Genomic DNA, 18,782 nt, shown 5'->3' with positions numbered 1-18,782 from the left:
GAAAGGTATGATCAGCAGCACAATGGCTGAGAAGGTGGTGGATCCCTATGCCGAGGCTCTCATTGCTCTTGGGTCAGGCCAGGGATTGCTGGACACTTTTGCCGCCGATATGCGCTTTATTGCCGAGGTTTTGCGGGCTACGCCGGAGCTGGGCCAGTTTCTCGCCAACCCGGTGATCAAGGCCGAGGCCAAAAAGAACCTGCTGCAGCAAGTATTTGCCGATCAGATCCACCCTCTGCTGCTGAATGCGCTGAAGTTGTTGACCGACCGCCGCCGTATCATGTTTCTCGGGACTGTTTGCCGGCGCTTTTTGGATCTGCAGCGGAAGCTCCAGAACATCGTCCTGGCCGAGGTGACGACGGCGATACCCTTGACGGAAGCTCAGCAGCAGTCAATTCGCGAGCGGGTGATGGACTTCACCCAGGCCAGCGGTGTGGAGTTGCAAGCCACTCAGGATCCGGAGCTGCTGGGAGGGGTGGTCATCAAGATTGGATCCCAGGTGATCGACCTCAGCTTGCGTGGACAGTTGCGCCGGCTGGCCTTGCAGTTGGCCTAAGTTGTTTTTTGAGGATCCCTTCCCGTTACCTTGAGAGGACTGCTATGCCTACCATTCGCCCAGACGAGATTAGCACCATCATCAAACAGCAGATCGAGCAGTACAACCAGGAAATGCAGGTCTCCAACGTGGGGACAGTTCTGCAGGTGGGGGATGGCATTGCCCGCATCTACGGTTTGGATAAGGTGATGGCCAGCGAGCTGCTGGAATTTGAGGATGGCACCACCGGTATTGCCCTCAACCTGGAAGAAGACAACATCGGTGCCGTGCTGATCGGCTCCGGGCGAAATATCCAGGAGGGATCCACCGTCAAATCTACGGGCAAAATCGCCAGCATCCCCGTGGGGGAAGCCCTCTTGGGCCGCGTGGTGGATCCCCTGTGCAACCCCCTCGACGGCAAAGGCCCGATCCAGTGTACGGAGTCTCGCCTGATCGAATCTCCGGCACCTGGCATTGTCGATCGCCGCTCTGTGTACGAGCCCCTGCAAACCGGCATTACCGCCATCGATGCCCTGATCCCCATCGGGCGGGGGCAGCGGGAACTGATCATCGGCGACCGCCAAACCGGCAAGACCACCGTTGCGGTGGACACGATCCTGAACCAAAAAGGGCAGGATGTGATCTGCATTTACGTGGCCATTGGTCAGAAGCAGAGCACCATCGCCCAGGTGGTGGGCATCCTGACCGAGCGAGGGGCTATGGACTACAGCATTGTGGTGGCTGCCGGCGCCGATAGCCCGGCCCCGTTGCAGTGGCTGGCCCCCTACTGTGGCGCCACCATTGCTGAATACTTCATGTACCAGGGCAAACACACCCTGGTGGTCTATGACGACCTCTCCAAGCAGGCGGTGGCTTATCGGCAAATGTCGCTGCTGCTGCGCCGTCCACCCGGTCGGGAAGCTTATCCTGGGGATGTGTTCTACCTGCACTCGCGGCTATTGGAGCGAGCCGCCAAGCTGAGCAGCCAACTGGGAGAGGGATCCATGACGGCGCTGCCGATCGTGGAAACCCAGGCCAATGACGTGTCGGCCTACATTCCCACCAATGTTATCTCCATCACCGATGGGCAGATCTTCTTGGAATCGGATCTGTTCAACGCTGGCATCCGCCCGGCCATCAACGTCGGGATTTCCGTCAGCCGCGTCGGCTCGGCAGCTCAGACCAAGGCGATGAAAAAGGTGGCTGGCTCCATCAAGGTGGAACTGGCGCAATACCGCGATCTGGAGGCCTTTGCCCAATTTGCCTCTGACCTGGATGAGGCTACCCAAAAGCAACTGGCCCGCGGCCAACGGCTGCAGGAGTTGCTGAAGCAGCCACAGTACTCTCCCCTGTCTCTGGATCAGCAGGTGGCCATTATCTATGCGGGGACGCGAGGCTATTTGGATGACATTCCGGTGGAGAAGGTCTCCAGCTTCAAACAGGGCCTTTTGGCTTACCTGGGCACCACCCATCCCAAGTACGGCGAGATCGTCCTCTCCACCAAGCAGCTCACCGACGAGGCAGAAGAAATCTTGAAAACGGCCATCACAGAGTTCAAGCAGAGCTTCGTGGCCAAGGCGGCCTAGGGTGACGCGGATCTCTCCTGGCCCGGATCCCTGTCGACCACCAAAATAGAGGGAGTAGGTTATGGCAAACCTCAAGCGCATCCGCGATCGCATCAAGGCGGTGAAAAACACCCGCAAAATTACCGAGGCCATGCGGCTGGTGGCAGCAGCTCGGGTGCGGCGCGCCCAAGAGCAAGTGATGGCCACCCGTCCCTTTGCCGACCGACTGGCCCAGGTTTTCTATCGGCTGCAGACGCGGCTGCGACTGGAGGATGTCAACTTGCCTCTGCTGAAGCAGCGGCCCATCCAGACGGTGGGGCTGTTGGTGGTGGCCGGGGATCGGGGCTTATGCGGAGCCTACAACGCCAACGTGATTAAGCGCACCGAGGAGCGGGTTCGCGAGCTGCAGGAGACAGGGCAGCAGGTGCAGCTTTACCTGGTGGGCCGCAAGGCGGTGCAGTATTTCCAGCGGCGCTCCGCTCCCATCGCCAAGACCTACGTGAATTTGTCGCAGATCCCCACGGCGGCTGAGGCTGCCCAGATTGGGGATCAGCTCCTGGCGGCCTTCTTGTCGGAGAAGGTGGACAAGGTAGAGCTGCTCTACACCCGCTTTGTCTCTTTGATCAGCTCCCGTCCGGTGGTGCAATCCCTGTTGCCCCTCGATCCGTCGCGGTTGGCCACTCAAGACGATGAAATTTTTCGTCTTTTGGTGCGGGGCGGAGAGTTTACTGTCGAGCGCAGCAAAGTCATCGCAGCGGTCTCGGCCCCACCTCAGGACATGATCTTTGAGCAGGATCCCGTGCAGATTTTGGATGCACTGCTGCCGCTGTACCTGAACAACCAGTTGCTACGGGCCTTGCAGGAGGCGGCGGCCAGCGAATTGGCAGCTCGCATGACGGCCATGAACAACGCCAGCGACAATGCCAGCGAGCTCATTCGCACGCTGGGTCTTGCCTACAACAAAGCTCGCCAGGCGGCTATTACCCAGGAGATCCTGGAGGTGGTGGCCGGAGCGGAGGCCTTGTAGGGTTCTCAAAGGAGATCCCCTGAGGAGCCGAGGTTGCGTTGCCGCGCCATCTGGGAGTTGAGCAGAACCACCGGCAAAATCCCCACTAAGACAATGGCCAAAGCCGGTGCCCCTGCCTCCGCGAGACGCTCATCGGCTGCCAAGCGGTAGGTTTGCACCGCCAAGGTGTCGAAGTTGAAGGGCCGCAGCACCATCGTGGCCGGCAGCTCCTTCATCACATCCACAAATACCAGCAGCATGGCCCCCAAGAGGCCACCGCTCATCAAGGGCAAATGCACCCGCCAGAGGGTACCCAGGGATCCCTGTCCCAGGCTGCGGGCTGCCTCATCCAAACTGGGGGGAATGCGCAGCAGCGTGGCCTCAACGGTGGCCAAAGAAACGGCCAAAAACCGCACCAGGTAGCCGAACACCAAAGCCGTGAGGGTGCCACTGATCACCAGGCCAGGTGGCTGTTGCAGCACCACCTGCCGCAGGTAGCTCAGCAGTTGATCCAACCACCCTAGGGGAATCAGAACCCCCACTGCAATCACCACCCCAGGCAGCGCATAGCCCAGAGAAGACAACTGCACTGCCAGCCGCAGGCCCCACGGGGATCCCGCCCGTCCTAGCCCCTGCATGCGCAGCCCGTACAGCACCACCACCGACACGGAAACGGCAATGACAGCCGTGATGGTCGATAGCAGAAAGCTGTTCTGGGCGTAGCTCCAAAAGCGGCGACCCAGCTCCCCCTGGCGCAGGGTCATATTGAGCAGAATCAAGGCCGGCACGACGAAGCCCAGCCCAATCGGGATCCCACAGGCTAGCCAAGCCCCCACCGCCCGGATCCCTTGTAGGCGGTAACGGGTTGGGGTGGGTTTGAACCCTTGGCGATAGTAGCGCGCCCGCCGGCGGGAGACCTGCTCCATCGTTATCAGCAGCAACACCAGCAGCAACAGCAGCGCCGAAAGCTGAGCCGCCGCCACCAGATTGCCCAGGGCCGTCCAGGTGCGGTAGATGCCGGTTGTAAAGGTATCTACCCCGAAATAGCTGACGGTGCCGAAATCGTTGAGGGTTTCCATCAAGGCCAGCAGACAGCCGGCCACGATCCCCGGTCGGGCCAGCGGCAAAGCCACCTTGAAAAAGCTGGCCCAAGGCCCGTAGCCCAAGGAGCGGCTTACCTCTAAGCAGGCCACCGATTGCTCCTGAAAGGCCAGCCGGGCCGAGAGGTAAACATAGGGATAGAGGGTGAGGATCAGCAGCAGGATCGCCCCCCACAACGAGCGAATGTTAGGGAACCAGTAGTCGCCGATCCCCCAACCTGTTACCCGCCGCAGCCAGATCTGGAAACCGCCGGTTACCTGCAAAAAATCGGTGTAGGCGTAGGCCAACACATAGGTGGGGGCCGCCAGGGGCAGCACCAACATCCACTCCAGCCAGGCCCGCCCCCAAAACTGACACATGGTCACCAGCCAGGCAGTGCCACTGCCCACCAGGATGACCCCCGCCGCCACCCCTGCCATCATCACCAGGCTATTGCGCACATAAAGCCCCAAGACCGTATCGGCCAGGTGCTCCCAAACCTGCCGCTCGTCCGCAAAAAGGCTGAGCAACACCGTAAGGACAGGAACGAGAATGAGACCGCTGAGGGTCAGAGTCAGAAGCGCCCAGCCGTTCAGAGGAAAGAAGCCACTTCCCGGCAGAGATTTGCTCAACAACTTCAACCTCATCTCTTTGTCCATCTCAACAGGCGGGAGCTACCTCTTGAGCAACTCCTGGGGAAGAAAAGGGGATCCTCCAGGGATCCCCAACCAAGTTTTCTCTCAAAACAAGCTCTTGGGCAGCTTAACGAAATAAACGATGTTCTCGTCTTGCTTGTTACCAAGGTAAGGCATAGTTTTTTCTTGAACCGCGCCCTTTTCCGAGACGATGCCAAAGTCGTCGTCGTTAACTATCGCTAGGGTAGTTGAGTTGAGAATGGCCAACCCCTCGGGCTTGTCGTGGGGATAATTGGGGATCGACATAATGTCAAATACTTCTTCTTTGTTTTCTGTGTTCAAAAGCAGATCCCGCTTTGGAACAGGAGCCTTTTCGGGAAGGTTTTCAATTGCCTTTGCCGGGCTATTGGTGTAGAAAGAAGCTAAAGAAAGCAGGAGCAAGAACAAGCCTGCTGTTCGCAGTTGTTTCATTTGGCAAACCTCCAGAAGCTTTTGAAAAAGAAAGACAGGACGCCTGAGCGGCCTCGAACGGAAGCAACGCCGTCCTAGAGTATCGACGCTTGGCCAAGAACCGTCAAGCTGCTTAACGTTCACGGCGTCAAGCAATGAAAGGCTGCACTCAGGGCCTGTCCTGGAGGCCTGATCTACTTCCAACCGGCCCGATCCATTACCTTTAGGGCATCAGGGGTGACGCGGCCAATGCTGGCAGCGTTGATCGTATCTTCCTTAAAGGTGCCAAAGCTGGCCACCAACGAGTCGATCTCAGCCCCAGGCAGTACCGGGTACTCATTGTTGCTCTGGGCAAAAATGGCCTGCGCCTCTGGCCCGGAGAGAAACTCCAAAAATTGGATGGCCGCTTCTTTGTTGGGAGCTGTTTTCAGAATGCCGGCCCCGCTGATGTTGACGTGGGTGCCACGATCCTGCTGGTTGGGGAAGAAGACGCCGATTTTCTCGGCTACGGCGCGCTCTTCTGGATTGTCGGATTTGATCAAACGCGGCAAATAGTAGGTGTTGGCCAAAGCCACGTCTCCCACCCCGGCGGCCACGGCCTTGATCTGATCTATGTCTCCCCCTTCCGGCGGACGGGCAAAGTTGGCCACCAAGCCTCGGGCCCATTGCTCCGTTTCCGGGATCCCGTGGGCCAAGATGATCGAAGCCGTCAAGGATTGGCTGTAAACGTTGCTGGAGGAGCGGGTGAGCACCTTGCCCCGCCATTTGGGGTTTGCCAAGTCCTCATAGGTGGACAACTCCTTGGGATCCACCTTGTCTTTGTTGTACATGATCACCCGCGCCCGCTTGGTGAGGCCAAACCAGTACCCCTCTGGATCCCGCAGAGACTCGGGAATATTTTTGGAGAGCGTCTCCGACTGGATGGGTTGAAACCAGCCCTCGTTCTGAGCCCGCCACAACCGGGCAACATCCACCGTCATGAAGATGTCGGCGGGGCTGTTGGATCCCTCGCTGCGGATGCGCTCGATGATCTCATCGGCTTTGCCCTGCACCCAATTCACGGTAATGCCCGTTTTCTGCTGGAAAAGTTCGTACAATTTCTCGTCTGTGCTGTAGTGTCGCGAGGTGTAGAGGTTCACTTCCCGATTGGCGCCATGGGCCGGACGCAGAAGAGACCCTGCTGCCAGAGCCGCAGAACCCAGCGTGGCTCCACTGACAAATTGCCGTCGCGATAAGCGCATACCCAACTCCTAAGTTCAAAAACATCTCAAGAGACACAGCTCCACCGGCCAGGCTCTCTCTGAGAAAGCACCGGAAAGCCAAGCCCAAAGGACAAAGACAGTCCCCGCAAGCCTCACTCTGTTGGCTCTTATCTTGGGCCAACCTTATTGAGACTTTTATTCAAGAACTTTGCCTTGAGGCAATGATAGGAGATCTCAAGTACCAGGTCAAGCTCTTGGGAGTTGTTCTCACTTCTCACCCTTTGGGATGAAACTGGGTGGCTTCCCCTTGTCCTCGACAGCGCCTGAGATGGCCAGCAACGCAGCCGGTCTTGTTGAGCAACGGGTCTCTACCCAGGGCTTTGCGGTCAGCGGTATTGACAGCACTCGCGAAAGCTGAAGAGGCTTCGGGTATAAAGGGAGCAGGGTAGATGACAGAGCTATGGTGAGCTCCCTTTCGAGATCGCCTCATGCACAGGTGCAAGAGAATAGCAGGGATCCAGGTGTCTCTATCCTGGTCTGCGGCTACAACGATTTGGTGGAGCTCACTCTCCAAGCCCTAGAAGCTTTTGGACATCGCGCTGTAGTAGTTGCTCCCGATCTGCCCCCTCATTTGGAAGAGCAGTGGCAATACCTACAGGCGGATCCCCGCCAGCCGGGGGTGTTGCAGCGGGCTGGGATCGAGCGGGTCAAGGTGGCGCTGCTGCTGGAGGACGATGACCAAGCCAACTTTGAGCTGGCTTTGCTGATTCGAGATCTCAATCCACAGGTGCGTGTCGTCTCCCGTCTGTTCAACCACAGCCTTGCCCGCTATCTCGACTCGGCTTTGCCGCAGCATTTTTCCCTATCGGTGGCGGCTTTGGCTGCCCCGGCTTTTGCCCTTAAGGCCGTTTCCGACGAATTTGTTGGCTACTTTGAGCTGCCCCAGCTGGAAGCCCAGCCGGCCACGCTTCCGCCAGAGCTGGCAGATCCGGCTTACTTTGTCTCAGACCGAGAGACCACCCTCTGGAACGTGGTAGAGCTGACCATCGGATACAACTCCCGCCTGCTGCATATGCCCCTCTCGGAGCTGGAGGAAACTTTTGGGGCGCGGGTGCTGTTTCATTACCCGGTGGATGGGCTTTCTGACTTTTCCAAACAGCGAGTTTTCGACGACTTTGACCACGAGGCAGAGCTGCTGGAGGGGGATCGCGTTTTGGTCATTTGCGATCCCAGAGCCTACCTGCAACTGTTGGAACGCAACGGGCGACGGGGCTCCTCACGGGCACAGCGCTGGGCCAGCGGCCAGATGCAGGACAAGCGACAACAACGGCAAGGCAGGTCGTTGGGGCGGGGATCCCTTGGGTCTTGGCTGCGCAGAGGAGTGCAGGGACTCCTACAGGTCAAGCCCATCGTGCGCACCCTCACCTTCACCTTGGGGGCCATGCTGGTGCTGGGGGTGATCAACTTCAGGATGATCGGCAAACCCCTCATCGATGGGCTTTTGCTGACGATCGTGGTGCTGACAGGGGGCTACGGGGATATTGAGGCTTTTCAACAGCCGGAAACACCGCTGGGGGTGAAGGTGCTGGCGGTGATGATGACCTTGGTGGGGGCTGCCCTGGTGGGGTTGATTTACGGCTTGGTGACCGACAAATTGGTGAGCAGTCGCTTTGGCTTGGGTCGGGCTGCCCGTATGCCCAAAGAGGATCATGTGGTGATCGCAGGGTTGGGGCGGCTGAGCTATTTGGTGCTGCAGTTGTTGCGGCAGATGGGCTACGAGGTGGTGGTGGTGGATCCCAATAGCGAGAACCCTCTCTTGGAGGCAGCGGAACGGGAGGGAGCGGTGGTGGTTCGTGGGGATTATGCCCTGGCAAGCACGCTGCAGCAGGCTCGCATTCAAGGCAGCCGCTGCCTGATCTGCACCACCCCTGACGATCTCACCAACCTGGAGACGGCCCTGACGGCCCACAGCCTGCAGCCGGGGATCCGCACCATTTTGCGGGTTACCGATCCCGAATTGGCGGCTCGCATGCAGCGCCACATGCAGACCCTGGGGATCAGCTACAGCGCTACCGGGCTGGGGGCACGGGCTTTTGCCACCGCAGCACTGGTGGGATCCGTCTACGGCACCCTGGCTTGGCAGGGGGAAACTCTGCTGGTGACGCTGCTGGAGGTCTCGGCCGATTGCCACTACCTGGGGCTATCCTTGCGCCAACTGGCCCAGGACTATGACCTGGTGATCTTGCTGCATCGCTCCCGACCGGGGAAACCCTGTGTTTTTCCCAAGATCTGGCAAAAAGAGGGCAAGACCCTGTTGAAAGAAGGCGATCAACTCTATGTGATGGGAACGGTGGGATCCCTGATTCGCTTAACCCAAGGACGGCCTCTTCCCCCAGAGCTGTATCAGGTGCGCCTCCTAGAGTATCGCAACCCCTATTTTGAAGATGAGATCCTCTCGGCTTTATCGTTCTACGCACGCCTGCCCAAGACGGCCCTGAAACCCCTATTGGGCTGTCTGCCGGCGGTGGTGAGCCCGCCCCTTCCCCGTGACAAGGCGATCAAGTTGGCCCGCCAACTGCGCAAAATGAGCACTGAAGTGCAGGTGTTTGCCCAGGCGCAGCCTGCCCATTGGATCCCTGCAGCCATGAACGAAAACAGCGAGAGTAATCTGAATTGATTTGGACACTGTTCTGTTTATTGGTCTATTCTGCACTCCGTAGTCCAAAACATCTCGTTATGGGCAGTTGGACATTCAGGAGATAGGCTTTTCGGCTGCAAGTCGCACAAAGCGATTTTGGTTGTAGAGCTGCTGAGCCACCACCGCAAAACCCACCCTCTCCAACAACCACGCCAGGTCTTCGGCGCTGAAGCGATTGTGCTCGTAGAAGTGGGTAAACTGATCCAGCAGCGTTTCCAAAGGCGTGTCCGACTGGAAGAGTTGGGCCTCTGTATCGGCATCGAAGTAGAGGCTGAGCGGGGCGCGCACCCAATCCACCAGCAAAAATCGCCCCCCCGGCTTGAGCAGACGCAACACCTCCTGCAACAAGCGCAAGGGCTGCACCATCTCGTGCAACACCACCACTGCCTGAGCTGCATCGATGCTGTTGGCCGCAAGCGGCAAGTGAGGGTCGTGCAGGTCGGCCTGCAGCAGCTGGATTCCAGGGATCCCCTTCAAATCTGCCGCCGCTCGCTCCAACATGTAGGGCATCACATCCACCCCGATGAAGTGTCCTCCGGGATAGCGTTGCGCCCACTGACCCAGAGCAAACCCCGGCCCGGTTCCCAGATCCAACAAGCGCGGTGCAGGAGGCAGACAGGGCTCGATGTGCATCTGCCAGAACTGCCAAAACGCCTCGTTAAAGCGCCCAGGAGCTGTTGCCAGCATGCGCTCGCAGAAGCTGGGGCCACGGTGGTGCTGGTAGAGAAGCTGAAAGGTATCGAGGCCGGTCTGGGGCATGGCTGAAGATTGTTGAGAAAATTGCTAGAGGGATCACCAGAATTCGCTGATGGGCTGAAAAGAGCATCGGGGGATCCCCAAAAGTAAGGCCTAATGTCGGCCTAACGAGCAGTGGGAGCGCTGGAAAAGTTGGCAATGCCGGTCTCCAGGTCGCTAAAGCAGGTCAATACCTTTTCCATAGAGGTGAGGTTGAGGACGAGGGCCACATTTTCCGGCACGCAACAGAGGCTGAGGTTGCCCCCAGCAGCACGGCACTTGCGCAAAGCAGAGATCAACACCCCCAGCCCAGAGCTGTCCATAAAAGTGACCGACGACATATCGATCAACATATTGGTGTAACCGAAATCTAAAACCTGCTGGAGCAATTGCCGAACTTCTGAGGCGGCCTTGGCGTCAAAACGACCTTCCAGGGGCACAATTGCCAGTTTTTGCCCTTGCGGAGTCTCAGCAGTACGGATGCGCAGCTTGAAATCCATCGTTTCCAGTGAAGACCTCATGCCCCACCTTAACACCATCCGCTACCGCCCACCAGGAAATCTTGTGAAGATCCCCAGGGACAGCGCGGCTCCCTCCAAAAACATCTGCCCTCTCGCCCCCAGCTCCTCTCCCAACAAGCCAGAGGGAAGCCGTGTAAACCCATGAAGTAAGAGCCGCCCCAGAGCTTAGCAGGAACTCCATCCCCCGCAGGGAAGGGATCCGGCCTCGGCCACCCATCTCAGGTTCCAGCCAGATCTACCTACAGCATGGGCTGCAGGGTTAAAGCCTCCGAGTCTATGGAGGGAAGGGACATGTGCAAACGGGGACGGTGCATGGAGAGCAACTGGGCCAGGCGCTTGCGCAACTCGGTGCGGGGCACAATCGCGTCGATGAGCCCTTGGGCCAGCAAATATTCGGCGGTTTGGAAGCCTTCGGGAAGCTTGCCCTTGCCAATGGTTTGCTCGATTACATTCGGCCCGGCAAACCCCACCTGCACGCCTGGCTCGGCCAGGATCAAATCTCCCAGCATGGCAAAGCTGGCAGTTACCCCGCCATAGGTGGGATGGGTGAGCACGGAGATGAACAATTGTCTGGCGTCGCGGTGCCTTTGTAGGGCGGCTGAGGTTTTGGCCATCTGCATCAGGCTGAGGATCCCTTCCTGCATGCGGGCTCCCCCCGAAGCCGAAAAGAGGATCAAGGGCAGGTGATCGCAGGTGGCCCGTTCCGTGAGGCGGGCGATCTTCTCGCCTACCACCGAGCCCATGCTGCCGCCCATGAAGCGAAAGTCCATCACTCCAATCGCCACCGGGATCCCTTCCAGGCTTCCCAGCCCTGTCAGGACGGCATCCTTGAGCTGGGTGCGCTCCTGGTAGGTGGCCAAGCGCTCGGAGTAGGGCTTTTGGTCGAAAAAGTGCAGGGGATCCGTGGGAGCCAGGTGTTCGTCCAGGGGCTGCCAGGATCCGGGATCCAAAAGCTGTTCCAGACGCTCTGGGGCTGTAATGCGGTGGTGATGCCCACAGCTGGGGCAAACTTGCCAGTTTTGCTGCAGATCCTTTGTGTAGGTCAGGGTGTCACAGGCAGGACACTTTTGCCAGAGGCCATCGGCAATTTCTCTCACCTGACGCTCTTTGTCGAAGGGGCTGCTACCTGTCAGGTTCAGAGAGGTTTGTCTGCGCCGCTCCGCAAACCAATCCAGTAGAGACATAGCTGTTGAAATATCCTCCCTACTCAGGGATGTTGAGAGCCCTGCCGGTGAGCTGCGAAACACATCTCAACGTTCTCAAGCTATCAAAGAATCGCCCAACTGAAAATAGAGACAACAGCAGGCAATGGAGACTCGGTGGCAGGTGCTGACCACAGGGGATGGATCCCTGACCTTTTTCTCGGAAGAGTTTGGACAGGCTTTTCACAACGTCAGTGGTGCCGCCCAGGAGGCTTTGGAGAAGTTTGTCCGCCCTTGCCGGCTGGATCGGCTGCCTTTGGAGCGGGATCCCGCCCAGCCCATTTGCCTTTTGGATATTTGCTTTGGCTTGGGCTACAACTCCGGCCTTGCCCTAGAAACCATTTGGCAAATCCGGCCCCACTGTTCTGTAGAAGTAATCGGCCTAGAGCGATCCCCGGAAGTGCCTCGCCAGGCTTGGCAGGCGGGGGTGGGATCCGACTGGAGCTTTGGGCAAGAATGGCAACACTGGATTGAACAGGGATCCTGGCAATCGGAGCGCTGGCGCGGAACGCTGCTGTGGGGCGATGCCCGCCAAACTCTAATGCAGGTGCCGTTGGGATGGGCAGATGCGGTGTTTTTGGATCCCTTCTCCCCTTCGGTTTGCCCAGAGCTGTGGACGGTGGATTTCCTGCGGGCCGTGGCTGAACGGATGCGACCAACCGGCATTTTGGCCACCTATTCCTGTGCAGCGGCGGTGCGAGCGGCTCTGTTGGAAGCAGGGCTTTTCATCGGCTCTACCCCCCCGGTAGGTCGTCCTTGGCCGGGGACAGTGGCCTCGCCCCAACCTGACCACCTGCCGCCTCTTTCCCCCATGGAGTGGGAGCACCTGAAAACTCGCGCTGCCGTGCCCTACCGGGATCCCACCTTGAAAGGAGATAGAGCGCAAATCCGTCTGCAACGCCAACGGGAACAGCAGGGATCCCCTTTGGAGCCCACTTCTGCTTGGAAACGCCGCTGGCCTGTGCAAGCCTAGGTTGTGTTGATCTTTCATTTGAGCCAAAAGAGAGCACTGACGAGATAGAGAAAACTCAAGAAGTTCCTGGCCAATTTGTCAAAACGAGAAAATAGATGCCGGTACTGCTTTAACTTATGAAAAAAGCATTCGATTAAATGCCTCTCTTTATACAGATGCTTGTCATAATGCCGCTGCGTCTTTCTATTCCTTTTAGGCGGAATAACCGCTTGAGCTTCCCCTATCTTCTCAATCAACTTATCCGCATCATATCCTTTATCCCCAATTACTTTGGTATCCTTTCTCTGCCAGCCCTCTATCAATTCTTCCCCTTGAGTAATATCGCTCTTTTCTCCGCCAGTTATTCTCAATTCCAGCGGATTTCCCAACCCATCTACACTCACATGAATCTTGGTGCTGTATCCCCCTCGGCTTCTCCCCAAAGCTTGCTCCCCTTTTTTCCGGCAGCACAGGAGTGCGCTCGAACCATGGTTGAATCAATAATGAGATGCTCTAAATCAGGGTCGTCAATAAAATACTTGAACATCCGTTCCCACACTCCAAAACGACTCCACCGGTGGAATCTTTGATAGATGGTGTACCATTTGCCATATCCTTCTGGGAGGTAGCGCCAAGGAGCACCGGAACGGGCTATCCAAAGAACTGCTTCAATAAACTGTTTGCAGTTTGCTTCTTTCCCAATGTTAACTCTCTCTTCTGTCTGTAAAAAAGCCAATATCTTCTGCCATTTGTTTTCATCTAAAAAAACCAACTTCATCCTCTTTCCTCTATAAACTATTCTCTCTATCCTAACATAAGATCAACACGACCTAGAGAGTGGCGTTGCCGGAGTTCAGATCTGGACAACTTTTCCCAGGATTGCTGCCCGAGTGTATCCAAGACACCTGCGCTATTCCCGTACCCTTACGCAGGCCATCATTTCTTGACAAAGTTAAGCTGAGATGAAACTTCTCTGCTGTCAACTGCCATGTCTTCTGAGGAGTCCCTCCCGCTGACGCGAGCAACCTCTGCCGGTACGCTGATCGCCCTCTGTGCTGAACAGCACCGCGTCATCCTGCAGTTTTTGACTCGCCTGTCTCGAGCGCCGGAGTTGGATCTGGAGCAGCGACGCCTCTGTGTACAAAGGTTGCGACAGCGCCTCTCCCGCCACATTCAACTGGAGCGCCATGTTCTCTACCCCCTGCTCAGGTCGGCTCTCCAGGGGGATCCCCACCTTAGCGACCAAATTGAGCGGCTGGAGCAACATCTGCGGGATCAGATTCCAGAGCTGACGCGCTTTTTGCACCAATCAGAGCGCACCCCGCAGCAGGTGGATCCTTCTGCTGCCCTTCACTTCTATCGGCAATTGCGGGCTCAGTTTGATCAGGAGGAGAAAATCTTGCATCCCCTCTTTGCCCAGCATGTTTCTCCCGAAGCAGAGCAGCAGCAGTTGCGTCTGTTCCGCAAACGCCTGCAAGCCAGCGCTGCTTCCAATCGCTCTGCACATAGCCGTCGCGTTGCTTTGAATGAGCTGGAACGGCAGGCGATAACCCGCCCTGTCTTGCCCAACGAGCGTCTCTGGTCGCTGCAGGGCAACACTGTGCAAATGTCCGCTCCCTAGTCGACGACGGTCTTGTTGTTGGAGGCTAGTGGTGGTATTTTTGCTGCAATCGGCTCCCTGACCCCAAAACCATGCAGCCCTGGGATCCCGAAACCTACGTCGATCAAATGGCCCAACTGCTGCAACTGCCCCTGCATCCTGAACACCGAGCAGGGGTGATCGAAAATTTTGCCCGCTTTCTGCCCATTGCTCAACAGGTGCTGGAGTTCCCGTTGCCGCCGATAGTTGAGCCAGATCCCACCTTTGACCCTCAGCCATGACCGGGGATCCCCATCTTCTCGGCAGCGCCGACGCGGTCTCTATTGCCAGGGCTGTCCGCCAGGGATCCGTGAGCGCCCAAGCGGTGGTGGCCGCCTGTCTGGAGCGGATTCGCCGGCGGGATCCCCAGCTCAATGCCTTTACAGCTGTCTTGGAGGAATCGGCCTTACAAGCGGCGGAGCAGGTGGATCGACAGGTGGCTCAAGGGATCCCTGTAGGCCCGTTGGCAGGGGTGCCTTTTGCCGTCAAGAACTTATTTGACGTGGCCGGCCTCACCACCCTGGCTGGCTCGGCGATCAACCGCGAGAATCCCCCGGCCATCCAAGATGCAACGGTGGCGGCTCGTCTCAAGCAGGCAGGGGCAATCTTGGTGGGCACCCTCAACATGGACGAGTACGCCTACGGCTTCGTCACCGAAAACAGCCACTACGGCCCCACCCACAACCCCCACGATCTCAACCGCAGTGCGGGGGGATCCTCCGGCGGCTCGGCAGCAGCGGTGGCAGGAGGTTTGGTGCCCCTTGCCCTGGGCAGCGACACCAACGGCTCGATTCGGGTACCGGCCTCTTTGTGTGGCGTCTACGGCCTCAAGCCCACCTATGGCCGTCTGTCGCGGGCAGGGGTGGCTCTGTTTGCCGCCAGCTTTGACCACGTGGGCCCCTTGGCCCGTTCGGTGGCCGATATTGCCCTCAGCTTCGATGTCATGCAAGGGCCGGATCCCCAAGATCCCGTCTGTACCCGGCGTCCTGTAGATCCCACCTTTGGGCAATTGGGGCAGGGGATCGAGGGCTTGCGCATCGCGGTGGCGGATGATTACTTTGCCCGAGGGGCAGAGCCCCCCATCTTGGCCGGGGTAGAAAAGGTGGCCCAAGCCCTGGGGGCCCGCCAGACTGTGCGGATCCCGGAAGCCCAGCGCGCCCGTGCCGCCGCCTTCCTGATCACGGCTGCTGAGGGAGCCAACCTGCACTTGCCCAACCTGCGAACTCGCCCCCACGACTTTGACCCGGCCACCCGGGATCGCTTTTTGGCCGGAGCCCTGTTGCCTGCCAGTTGGATCTTGCAGGCGCAGCGCTTTCGCCGCTGGTATCGCCAGCAGGTGCAGGCCATTTTTCAGGAGATCGATCTATTCATTGCCCCCACCACCCCCTGCTTTGCCCCCTTGCTCGGCCAAGAGAAGATGGTGATCGATGGGGTAGAGGTTCTCACTCGGCCCAACCTCGGCCTCTACACTCAGCCCCTCTCGTTTATCGGCCTGCCGGTGCTTTCAGTGCCGTTGCGCGAGAGCGGATCCCTGCCCTTTGGCGTACAACTGGTGGCCGCCCCCTATCAAGAAGCCAAACTGCTGCGGGCAGCCGCCTATTTGGAGAAGCTAGGGATCCCCAATGCCCAGCCGGTCTGAGCCATGAAGAGCCCTGCTTTTGCAGCGTATCTAGCGTTAGGACTCGCGGGCATCCTCTTGTAGACACTAAATGTGTAGATAAACATTTTGCGGTCAAGAGAATGATTGCCTTGGGGGAGAAGCTCTAGTCTCCGTATGGCCCGTGGGCAATGTCTGAAGCTGGATTTGGGCAGACTCTTTGGCCTTGGCTCGCAAGAGAGATTGGGGCACCGGATATTAAAGTAAAATTAAGCCCCCAGTTGTTGTATCAAATGCCTCCTTCTCCAGGCTTGGCCAATAGAATGAACAGCATAAAATAGACACGGCACCCCCACCTGGACTCTATAACCCTATGGATCATCCTGATTCTGTGGCTCGGCGCTACATGAAACTGTGCGAGGCCTATCTCTCTCTCAACGAAGCCTTCGACAAATTGGATCAGTCCCACAGCCGCCTACAGCACTACATCAAACGACTCCTTGGCTATTTCAGTGCTGCCCAACAAGCTCTGGTTCAACTGCCGCTCTTGCAACAGCGGATTGAGCAGAGCGACCGCTGGATGAACTCCTTGCGAGAAGAACTGCAAGCCAAAGAGGCCCGGCTTGGCGAGCTAATCGCCAACTACGACCAAGTCTGCGGCGAGCTGGACTCTACCAAAGCAGAACTGTTGAGCGCTCAAGCGCTGATTGAGAAACTGGAAGCCGAAAATGCTCAGGTTTTGGAACGCTTGAGTCGGCTCACCAACATGGAAGAGGAAATGGCAAACTTGGCGGAACAGCTGGCCCAAGCGAACGAAGCTCGTCAGCAGATGGAGGCTCGAAATCGCGAGCTGGAGCGAGCTTTGGGAGACCGGGATCAGCACATTTACAGCCTGCAAGAGCGATTGGCACAATTGGAGCAAGAGATGGCCTTCCTGAAAGCTCAGCGGGATGAGGCCCAGCAAGCTGCACAACTGGCTGTATCTCGCGCTGAGCAGGCGGAAGCTAGGCTGAAGGTGCAAACCGAACAAGTTCAGACTTTGCAAAATAAGCTCCATCAAGCCGAGGAGCAGCTGGCCATGGTAACCCTGAACGAGCTGGAGCTCCTGCTCAGCCATAACTCGATGAACCTCTTGCGAGAAGCGGGGCAGGCTGCAGAAGTAGATGCCCAGGTGCTGGCAACCGTACCGACCTCTCTGGCCGAGGCGGAACACATTCTGCTGGAGATCGACCAGTTCATTCAGTTCATTTTGGCCTGCTCGGAGCCCATGAAGTCGCAGGCTGCGTGACATACTCCCGACGCTGTAGCTAGCTTCCCGCAGGGTTGCTACGCACACAGCGCGGGCTTCTCAGTGACCCCTGCTATCGCTTCAGACATTTCCTGAGCTTAAGGACTACGTCCCGCTGACGCGAAAAGGACGGGATGCCCCACCGCCCTGTAGAGTAGTGCGTAGTGACTAGTCACTAGTCACCAAATTTTCGGGCTGGAGGCCCGCACCATAGCCGCAGGCGTGGTGTCGGGAGGAAAGCCCTCCTCCATATAGGTTTGCTGGTCAAAAGTCTGGATAAACTACAATAAGCCCATGAGCCAGACTATATCCGTACGTTGCAAGCTGATAGTCCCACAAGAGTTGCGTCAAGAAATTGACCGCACTTTGCAGGGCTTTGCGAATGCTTGCAACCAGATTCTCGATACCGCCAAACAAAAGAACTGCTGGAACACCGCTAAGCTGCACCACTTGGTCTATCGGCCGGTAAGGGCAGCAACGGGGCTGAAAGCCAACCACGTCTGTCAGGCGCTCCGTCGGGTGATTAGCAATGCCAAGGCGGTGAAGCAAGTCCACAAGTTTCGCCCCACCAGTCTGACTTTGGACGCGCGTACTTTTAGGTACCGAGAGTCTGAACAGACTGTTGGTGTGACTCTGTTGAGCGGGCGAGTCTGGCTCAAACTCAAGATCGGTGGCTACCAGATAGCGCTCCTGCGGGGGCAAACGCCCACCAGCGCTACTCTGTCCAAGACCAAGCAAGGGGACTACTACATCAACATTGCTGTTGAGCTGGATACTCCCCCGACTGGCAAAACTCCAAAGGTAATCGGAGTTGACTTGGGCAGGCGGGATATCGCCACCGCTAGCAACGGACGCTCTTGGAGTGGAGAGCACATCCAGGCCGTCCGTGACCGGTTCAGCCGTGTACGCGCCAAGGTTCAATCCAAACGCACTCGCAGCTCTAGGAGACTGCTGAGAAGGCTCTCTGGGAGAGAACGGCGCTACCAGACATGGCTGAACCATAACATCAGCAAAACCTTGGTCAGGGATGCCCAGGCTATTGGTGCGGCACTGGCTTTTGAAGACTTGACAGGCATCAGAGATTGCCTGAATCAGAAGTCTCGAAGTAAGGCTGAGCGGCGCAGGACTAACAACTGGGCGTTCTACCAGCTCAGGATGTTTGTAGCCTACAAGGCTGCCATTGCTGGGGTGCCTGTGGTACTGGTTCCGCCTGCCTATACCAGTCAGACCTGCCACAAATGCCTGCACATCCACCCTGAGCGGGGTAAGTCCTACCGCAATGGTAAGTCGTTCAAGTGTGGACACTGCGGGTGGGAAGGGGATGCTGACCATAACGCTGCTCAAGTAATCTCTCTCCTTGGGGCGACTGTAAACTCGCCTGAAATTCCGAAACTTAGCTGTCCTCTGGGGCCGCTAGGGATTGGGATAAAGCCCGCACCCTGCGCATAGCGCGGGTGTCGGGTAGTTTACTAGCCTTTTTATTGCTTCATGGAGTGGGGTGACGGCTTCGGTTTTGCGTGGGTATGTTGACCCTGCGCATACAGCGCGGGGCTTCTCGGCGGTTTAGCTAAAATAGGCTAGAGAGCAGCTGCAAGACTCCGCAGGGTTGCAAAGCAACACCCCAATGGGGAGATGCCCATCTTCTCATCACCAGAACAAACTCTACCCTGCATCCTT

General features: G+C 57.7%; 17 protein-coding genes. 10 read left to right on the top strand and 7 right to left on the bottom strand.

The window, feature by feature from the left end; translation table 11 throughout:
* Positions 1–7 precede the first annotated feature (7 nt).
* From atpH to CYB_RS12730, 3 genes are all read left to right on the top strand, one after another.
* Positions 8–556: an ATP synthase F1 subunit delta gene (gene atpH, locus CYB_RS12740; RefSeq protein ID WP_011434219.1), complete on the top strand. Its 549-nt coding sequence runs from the start codon at positions 8–10 to the stop codon at positions 554–556.
* Positions 557–600: 44 nt separating this feature from the next.
* Complete coding sequence (atpA, locus tag CYB_RS12735; protein ID WP_011434218.1) at positions 601–2,121, top strand: F0F1 ATP synthase subunit alpha; 1,521 nt, start codon at positions 601–603, stop codon at positions 2,119–2,121.
* Positions 2,122–2,182: 61 nt separating this feature from the next.
* The gene (locus tag CYB_RS12730; protein ID WP_011434217.1) at positions 2,183–3,127 is read left to right on the top strand and encodes a F0F1 ATP synthase subunit gamma; all 945 of its coding nucleotides are present in this window, start codon (positions 2,183–2,185) and stop codon (positions 3,125–3,127) included.
* Positions 3,128–3,132: 5 nt separating this feature from the next.
* On the opposite strand, the gene CYB_RS12725 is transcribed toward CYB_RS12730, so the two are convergent.
* The 3 genes from CYB_RS12725 to CYB_RS12715 form a co-directional block, all read right to left on the bottom strand.
* Positions 3,133–4,833 carry an ABC transporter permease gene (locus tag CYB_RS12725; RefSeq protein WP_011434216.1) on the bottom strand — a complete coding sequence of 567 codons (1,701 nt, stop codon included), beginning with the start codon at positions 4,831–4,833 and terminating at the stop codon, positions 3,133–3,135.
* 93 nt (positions 4,834–4,926) lie between these two features.
* Positions 4,927–5,292 carry a hypothetical protein gene (locus tag CYB_RS15250; protein ID WP_187147242.1) on the bottom strand — a complete coding sequence of 122 codons (366 nt, stop codon included), beginning with the start codon at positions 5,290–5,292 and terminating at the stop codon, positions 4,927–4,929.
* 173 nt (positions 5,293–5,465) lie between these two features.
* Positions 5,466–6,518 carry a Fe(3+) ABC transporter substrate-binding protein gene (locus CYB_RS12715; RefSeq protein ID WP_369791757.1) on the bottom strand — a complete coding sequence of 351 codons (1,053 nt, stop codon included), beginning with the start codon at positions 6,516–6,518 and terminating at the stop codon, positions 5,466–5,468.
* A gap of 451 nt (positions 6,519–6,969) precedes the next feature.
* Between CYB_RS12715 and CYB_RS12710 the strand changes: the two genes are divergently transcribed.
* Positions 6,970–9,150 (top strand): NAD-binding protein, encoded by a 2,181-nt coding sequence (locus CYB_RS12710; RefSeq protein ID WP_238376805.1) that lies wholly within the window; start codon positions 6,970–6,972, stop codon positions 9,148–9,150.
* Between the two features lie 75 nt (positions 9,151–9,225).
* On the opposite strand, the gene CYB_RS12705 is transcribed toward CYB_RS12710, so the two are convergent.
* The 3 genes from CYB_RS12705 to accD all read right to left on the bottom strand — a co-directional run bounded on the left by CYB_RS12705 (position 9,226) and on the right by accD (position 11,611).
* Positions 9,226–9,930 (bottom strand): class I SAM-dependent methyltransferase, encoded by a 705-nt coding sequence (locus CYB_RS12705; RefSeq protein WP_011434212.1) that lies wholly within the window; start codon positions 9,928–9,930, stop codon positions 9,226–9,228.
* A 101-nt stretch (positions 9,931–10,031) separates the two neighbouring features.
* Positions 10,032–10,427 (bottom strand): STAS domain-containing protein, encoded by a 396-nt coding sequence (locus CYB_RS12700; protein ID WP_238376804.1) that lies wholly within the window; start codon positions 10,425–10,427, stop codon positions 10,032–10,034.
* A gap of 239 nt (positions 10,428–10,666) precedes the next feature.
* Positions 10,667–11,611 carry an acetyl-CoA carboxylase, carboxyltransferase subunit beta gene (gene accD / locus CYB_RS12695; protein ID WP_011434210.1) on the bottom strand — a complete coding sequence of 315 codons (945 nt, stop codon included), beginning with the start codon at positions 11,609–11,611 and terminating at the stop codon, positions 10,667–10,669.
* A gap of 124 nt (positions 11,612–11,735) precedes the next feature.
* Between accD and CYB_RS12690 the strand changes: the two genes are divergently transcribed.
* Positions 11,736–12,602 carry a tRNA (5-methylaminomethyl-2-thiouridine)(34)-methyltransferase MnmD gene (locus CYB_RS12690; RefSeq protein ID WP_011434209.1) on the top strand — a complete coding sequence of 289 codons (867 nt, stop codon included), beginning with the start codon at positions 11,736–11,738 and terminating at the stop codon, positions 12,600–12,602.
* 14 nt (positions 12,603–12,616) lie between these two features.
* Here CYB_RS12690 and CYB_RS14590 read toward each other — a convergent pair.
* A protein-coding gene (locus tag CYB_RS14590; RefSeq protein ID WP_076611515.1) for an IS5-like element ISSoc13 family transposase occupies positions 12,617–13,359 on the bottom strand; the annotation gives its coding sequence in 2 pieces (ribosomal slippage) (positions 12,617–13,041 and positions 13,041–13,359; 744 coding nt in all).
* Between the two features lie 210 nt (positions 13,360–13,569).
* Between CYB_RS14590 and CYB_RS12675 the strand changes: the two genes are divergently transcribed.
* From CYB_RS12675 to CYB_RS12655, 5 genes are all read left to right on the top strand, one after another.
* Complete coding sequence (locus CYB_RS12675) at positions 13,570–14,202, top strand: hemerythrin domain-containing protein (protein WP_011434208.1); 633 nt, start codon at positions 13,570–13,572, stop codon at positions 14,200–14,202.
* A gap of 71 nt (positions 14,203–14,273) precedes the next feature.
* Positions 14,274–14,462: a DUF4089 domain-containing protein gene (locus tag CYB_RS12670; protein ID WP_011430915.1), complete on the top strand. Its 189-nt coding sequence runs from the start codon at positions 14,274–14,276 to the stop codon at positions 14,460–14,462.
* Positions 14,459–15,859, top strand: coding sequence for an Asp-tRNA(Asn)/Glu-tRNA(Gln) amidotransferase GatCAB subunit A (locus CYB_RS12665; RefSeq protein WP_011434207.1), 1,401 nt, complete (start codon positions 14,459–14,461; stop codon positions 15,857–15,859). The genes CYB_RS12670 and CYB_RS12665 overlap by 4 nt, the downstream gene beginning before the upstream one ends.
* Positions 15,860–16,190: 331 nt before the next feature.
* On the top strand, positions 16,191–17,105 hold the full coding sequence (locus CYB_RS12660) for a hypothetical protein (RefSeq protein ID WP_011434206.1): 915 nt from the start codon (positions 16,191–16,193) through the stop codon (positions 17,103–17,105).
* 294 nt (positions 17,106–17,399) lie between these two features.
* A complete protein-coding gene (locus CYB_RS12655) occupies positions 17,400–18,554 on the top strand; it encodes an RNA-guided endonuclease InsQ/TnpB family protein (RefSeq protein ID WP_011434205.1) in 1,155 nt (384 codons plus the stop codon).
* Positions 18,555–18,782: the final 228 nt, after the last annotated feature.

It is taken from the genome of Synechococcus sp. JA-2-3B'a(2-13) (assembly GCF_000013225.1).
In the GTDB taxonomy this organism is placed as follows: domain Bacteria; phylum Cyanobacteriota; class Cyanobacteriia; order Thermostichales; family Thermostichaceae; genus Thermostichus.
Note: the sequence above shows the minus strand (reverse complement) of the source record. Positions and strands in the feature narration are given on the sequence as shown.

What these genes read in the sequence shown, in the direction of transcription:
- CYB_RS12690 (WP_011434209.1), top strand. Translation starts at nt 11,736, where the DNA reads ATGGAGACTCGGTGGCAGGTGCTGACCACAGGGGATGGATCCCTGACC.
- CYB_RS12670 (WP_011430915.1), top strand. Translation starts at nt 14,274, where the DNA reads ATGCAGCCCTGGGATCCCGAAACCTACGTCGATCAAATGGCCCAACTG.
- atpA (WP_011434218.1), top strand. Translation starts at nt 601, where the DNA reads ATGCCTACCATTCGCCCAGACGAGATTAGCACCATCATCAAACAGCAG.
- CYB_RS12730 (WP_011434217.1), top strand. Translation starts at nt 2,183, where the DNA reads ATGGCAAACCTCAAGCGCATCCGCGATCGCATCAAGGCGGTGAAAAAC.
- accD (WP_011434210.1), bottom strand. Translation starts at nt 11,611, where the DNA reads ATGTCTCTACTGGATTGGTTTGCGGAGCGGCGCAGACAAACCTCTCTG.
- atpH (WP_011434219.1), top strand. Translation starts at nt 8, where the DNA reads ATGATCAGCAGCACAATGGCTGAGAAGGTGGTGGATCCCTATGCCGAG.
- CYB_RS12725 (WP_011434216.1), bottom strand. Translation starts at nt 4,833, where the DNA reads ATGAGGTTGAAGTTGTTGAGCAAATCTCTGCCGGGAAGTGGCTTCTTT.
- CYB_RS12660 (WP_011434206.1), top strand. Translation starts at nt 16,191, where the DNA reads ATGGATCATCCTGATTCTGTGGCTCGGCGCTACATGAAACTGTGCGAG.
- CYB_RS12665 (WP_011434207.1), top strand. Translation starts at nt 14,459, where the DNA reads ATGACCGGGGATCCCCATCTTCTCGGCAGCGCCGACGCGGTCTCTATT.
- CYB_RS12700 (WP_238376804.1), bottom strand. Translation starts at nt 10,427, where the DNA reads ATGAGGTCTTCACTGGAAACGATGGATTTCAAGCTGCGCATCCGTACT.
- CYB_RS15250 (WP_187147242.1), bottom strand. Translation starts at nt 5,292, where the DNA reads ATGAAACAACTGCGAACAGCAGGCTTGTTCTTGCTCCTGCTTTCTTTA.
- CYB_RS12675 (WP_011434208.1), top strand. Translation starts at nt 13,570, where the DNA reads ATGTCTTCTGAGGAGTCCCTCCCGCTGACGCGAGCAACCTCTGCCGGT.
- CYB_RS12655 (WP_011434205.1), top strand. Translation starts at nt 17,400, where the DNA reads ATGAGCCAGACTATATCCGTACGTTGCAAGCTGATAGTCCCACAAGAG.
- CYB_RS12705 (WP_011434212.1), bottom strand. Translation starts at nt 9,930, where the DNA reads ATGCCCCAGACCGGCCTCGATACCTTTCAGCTTCTCTACCAGCACCAC.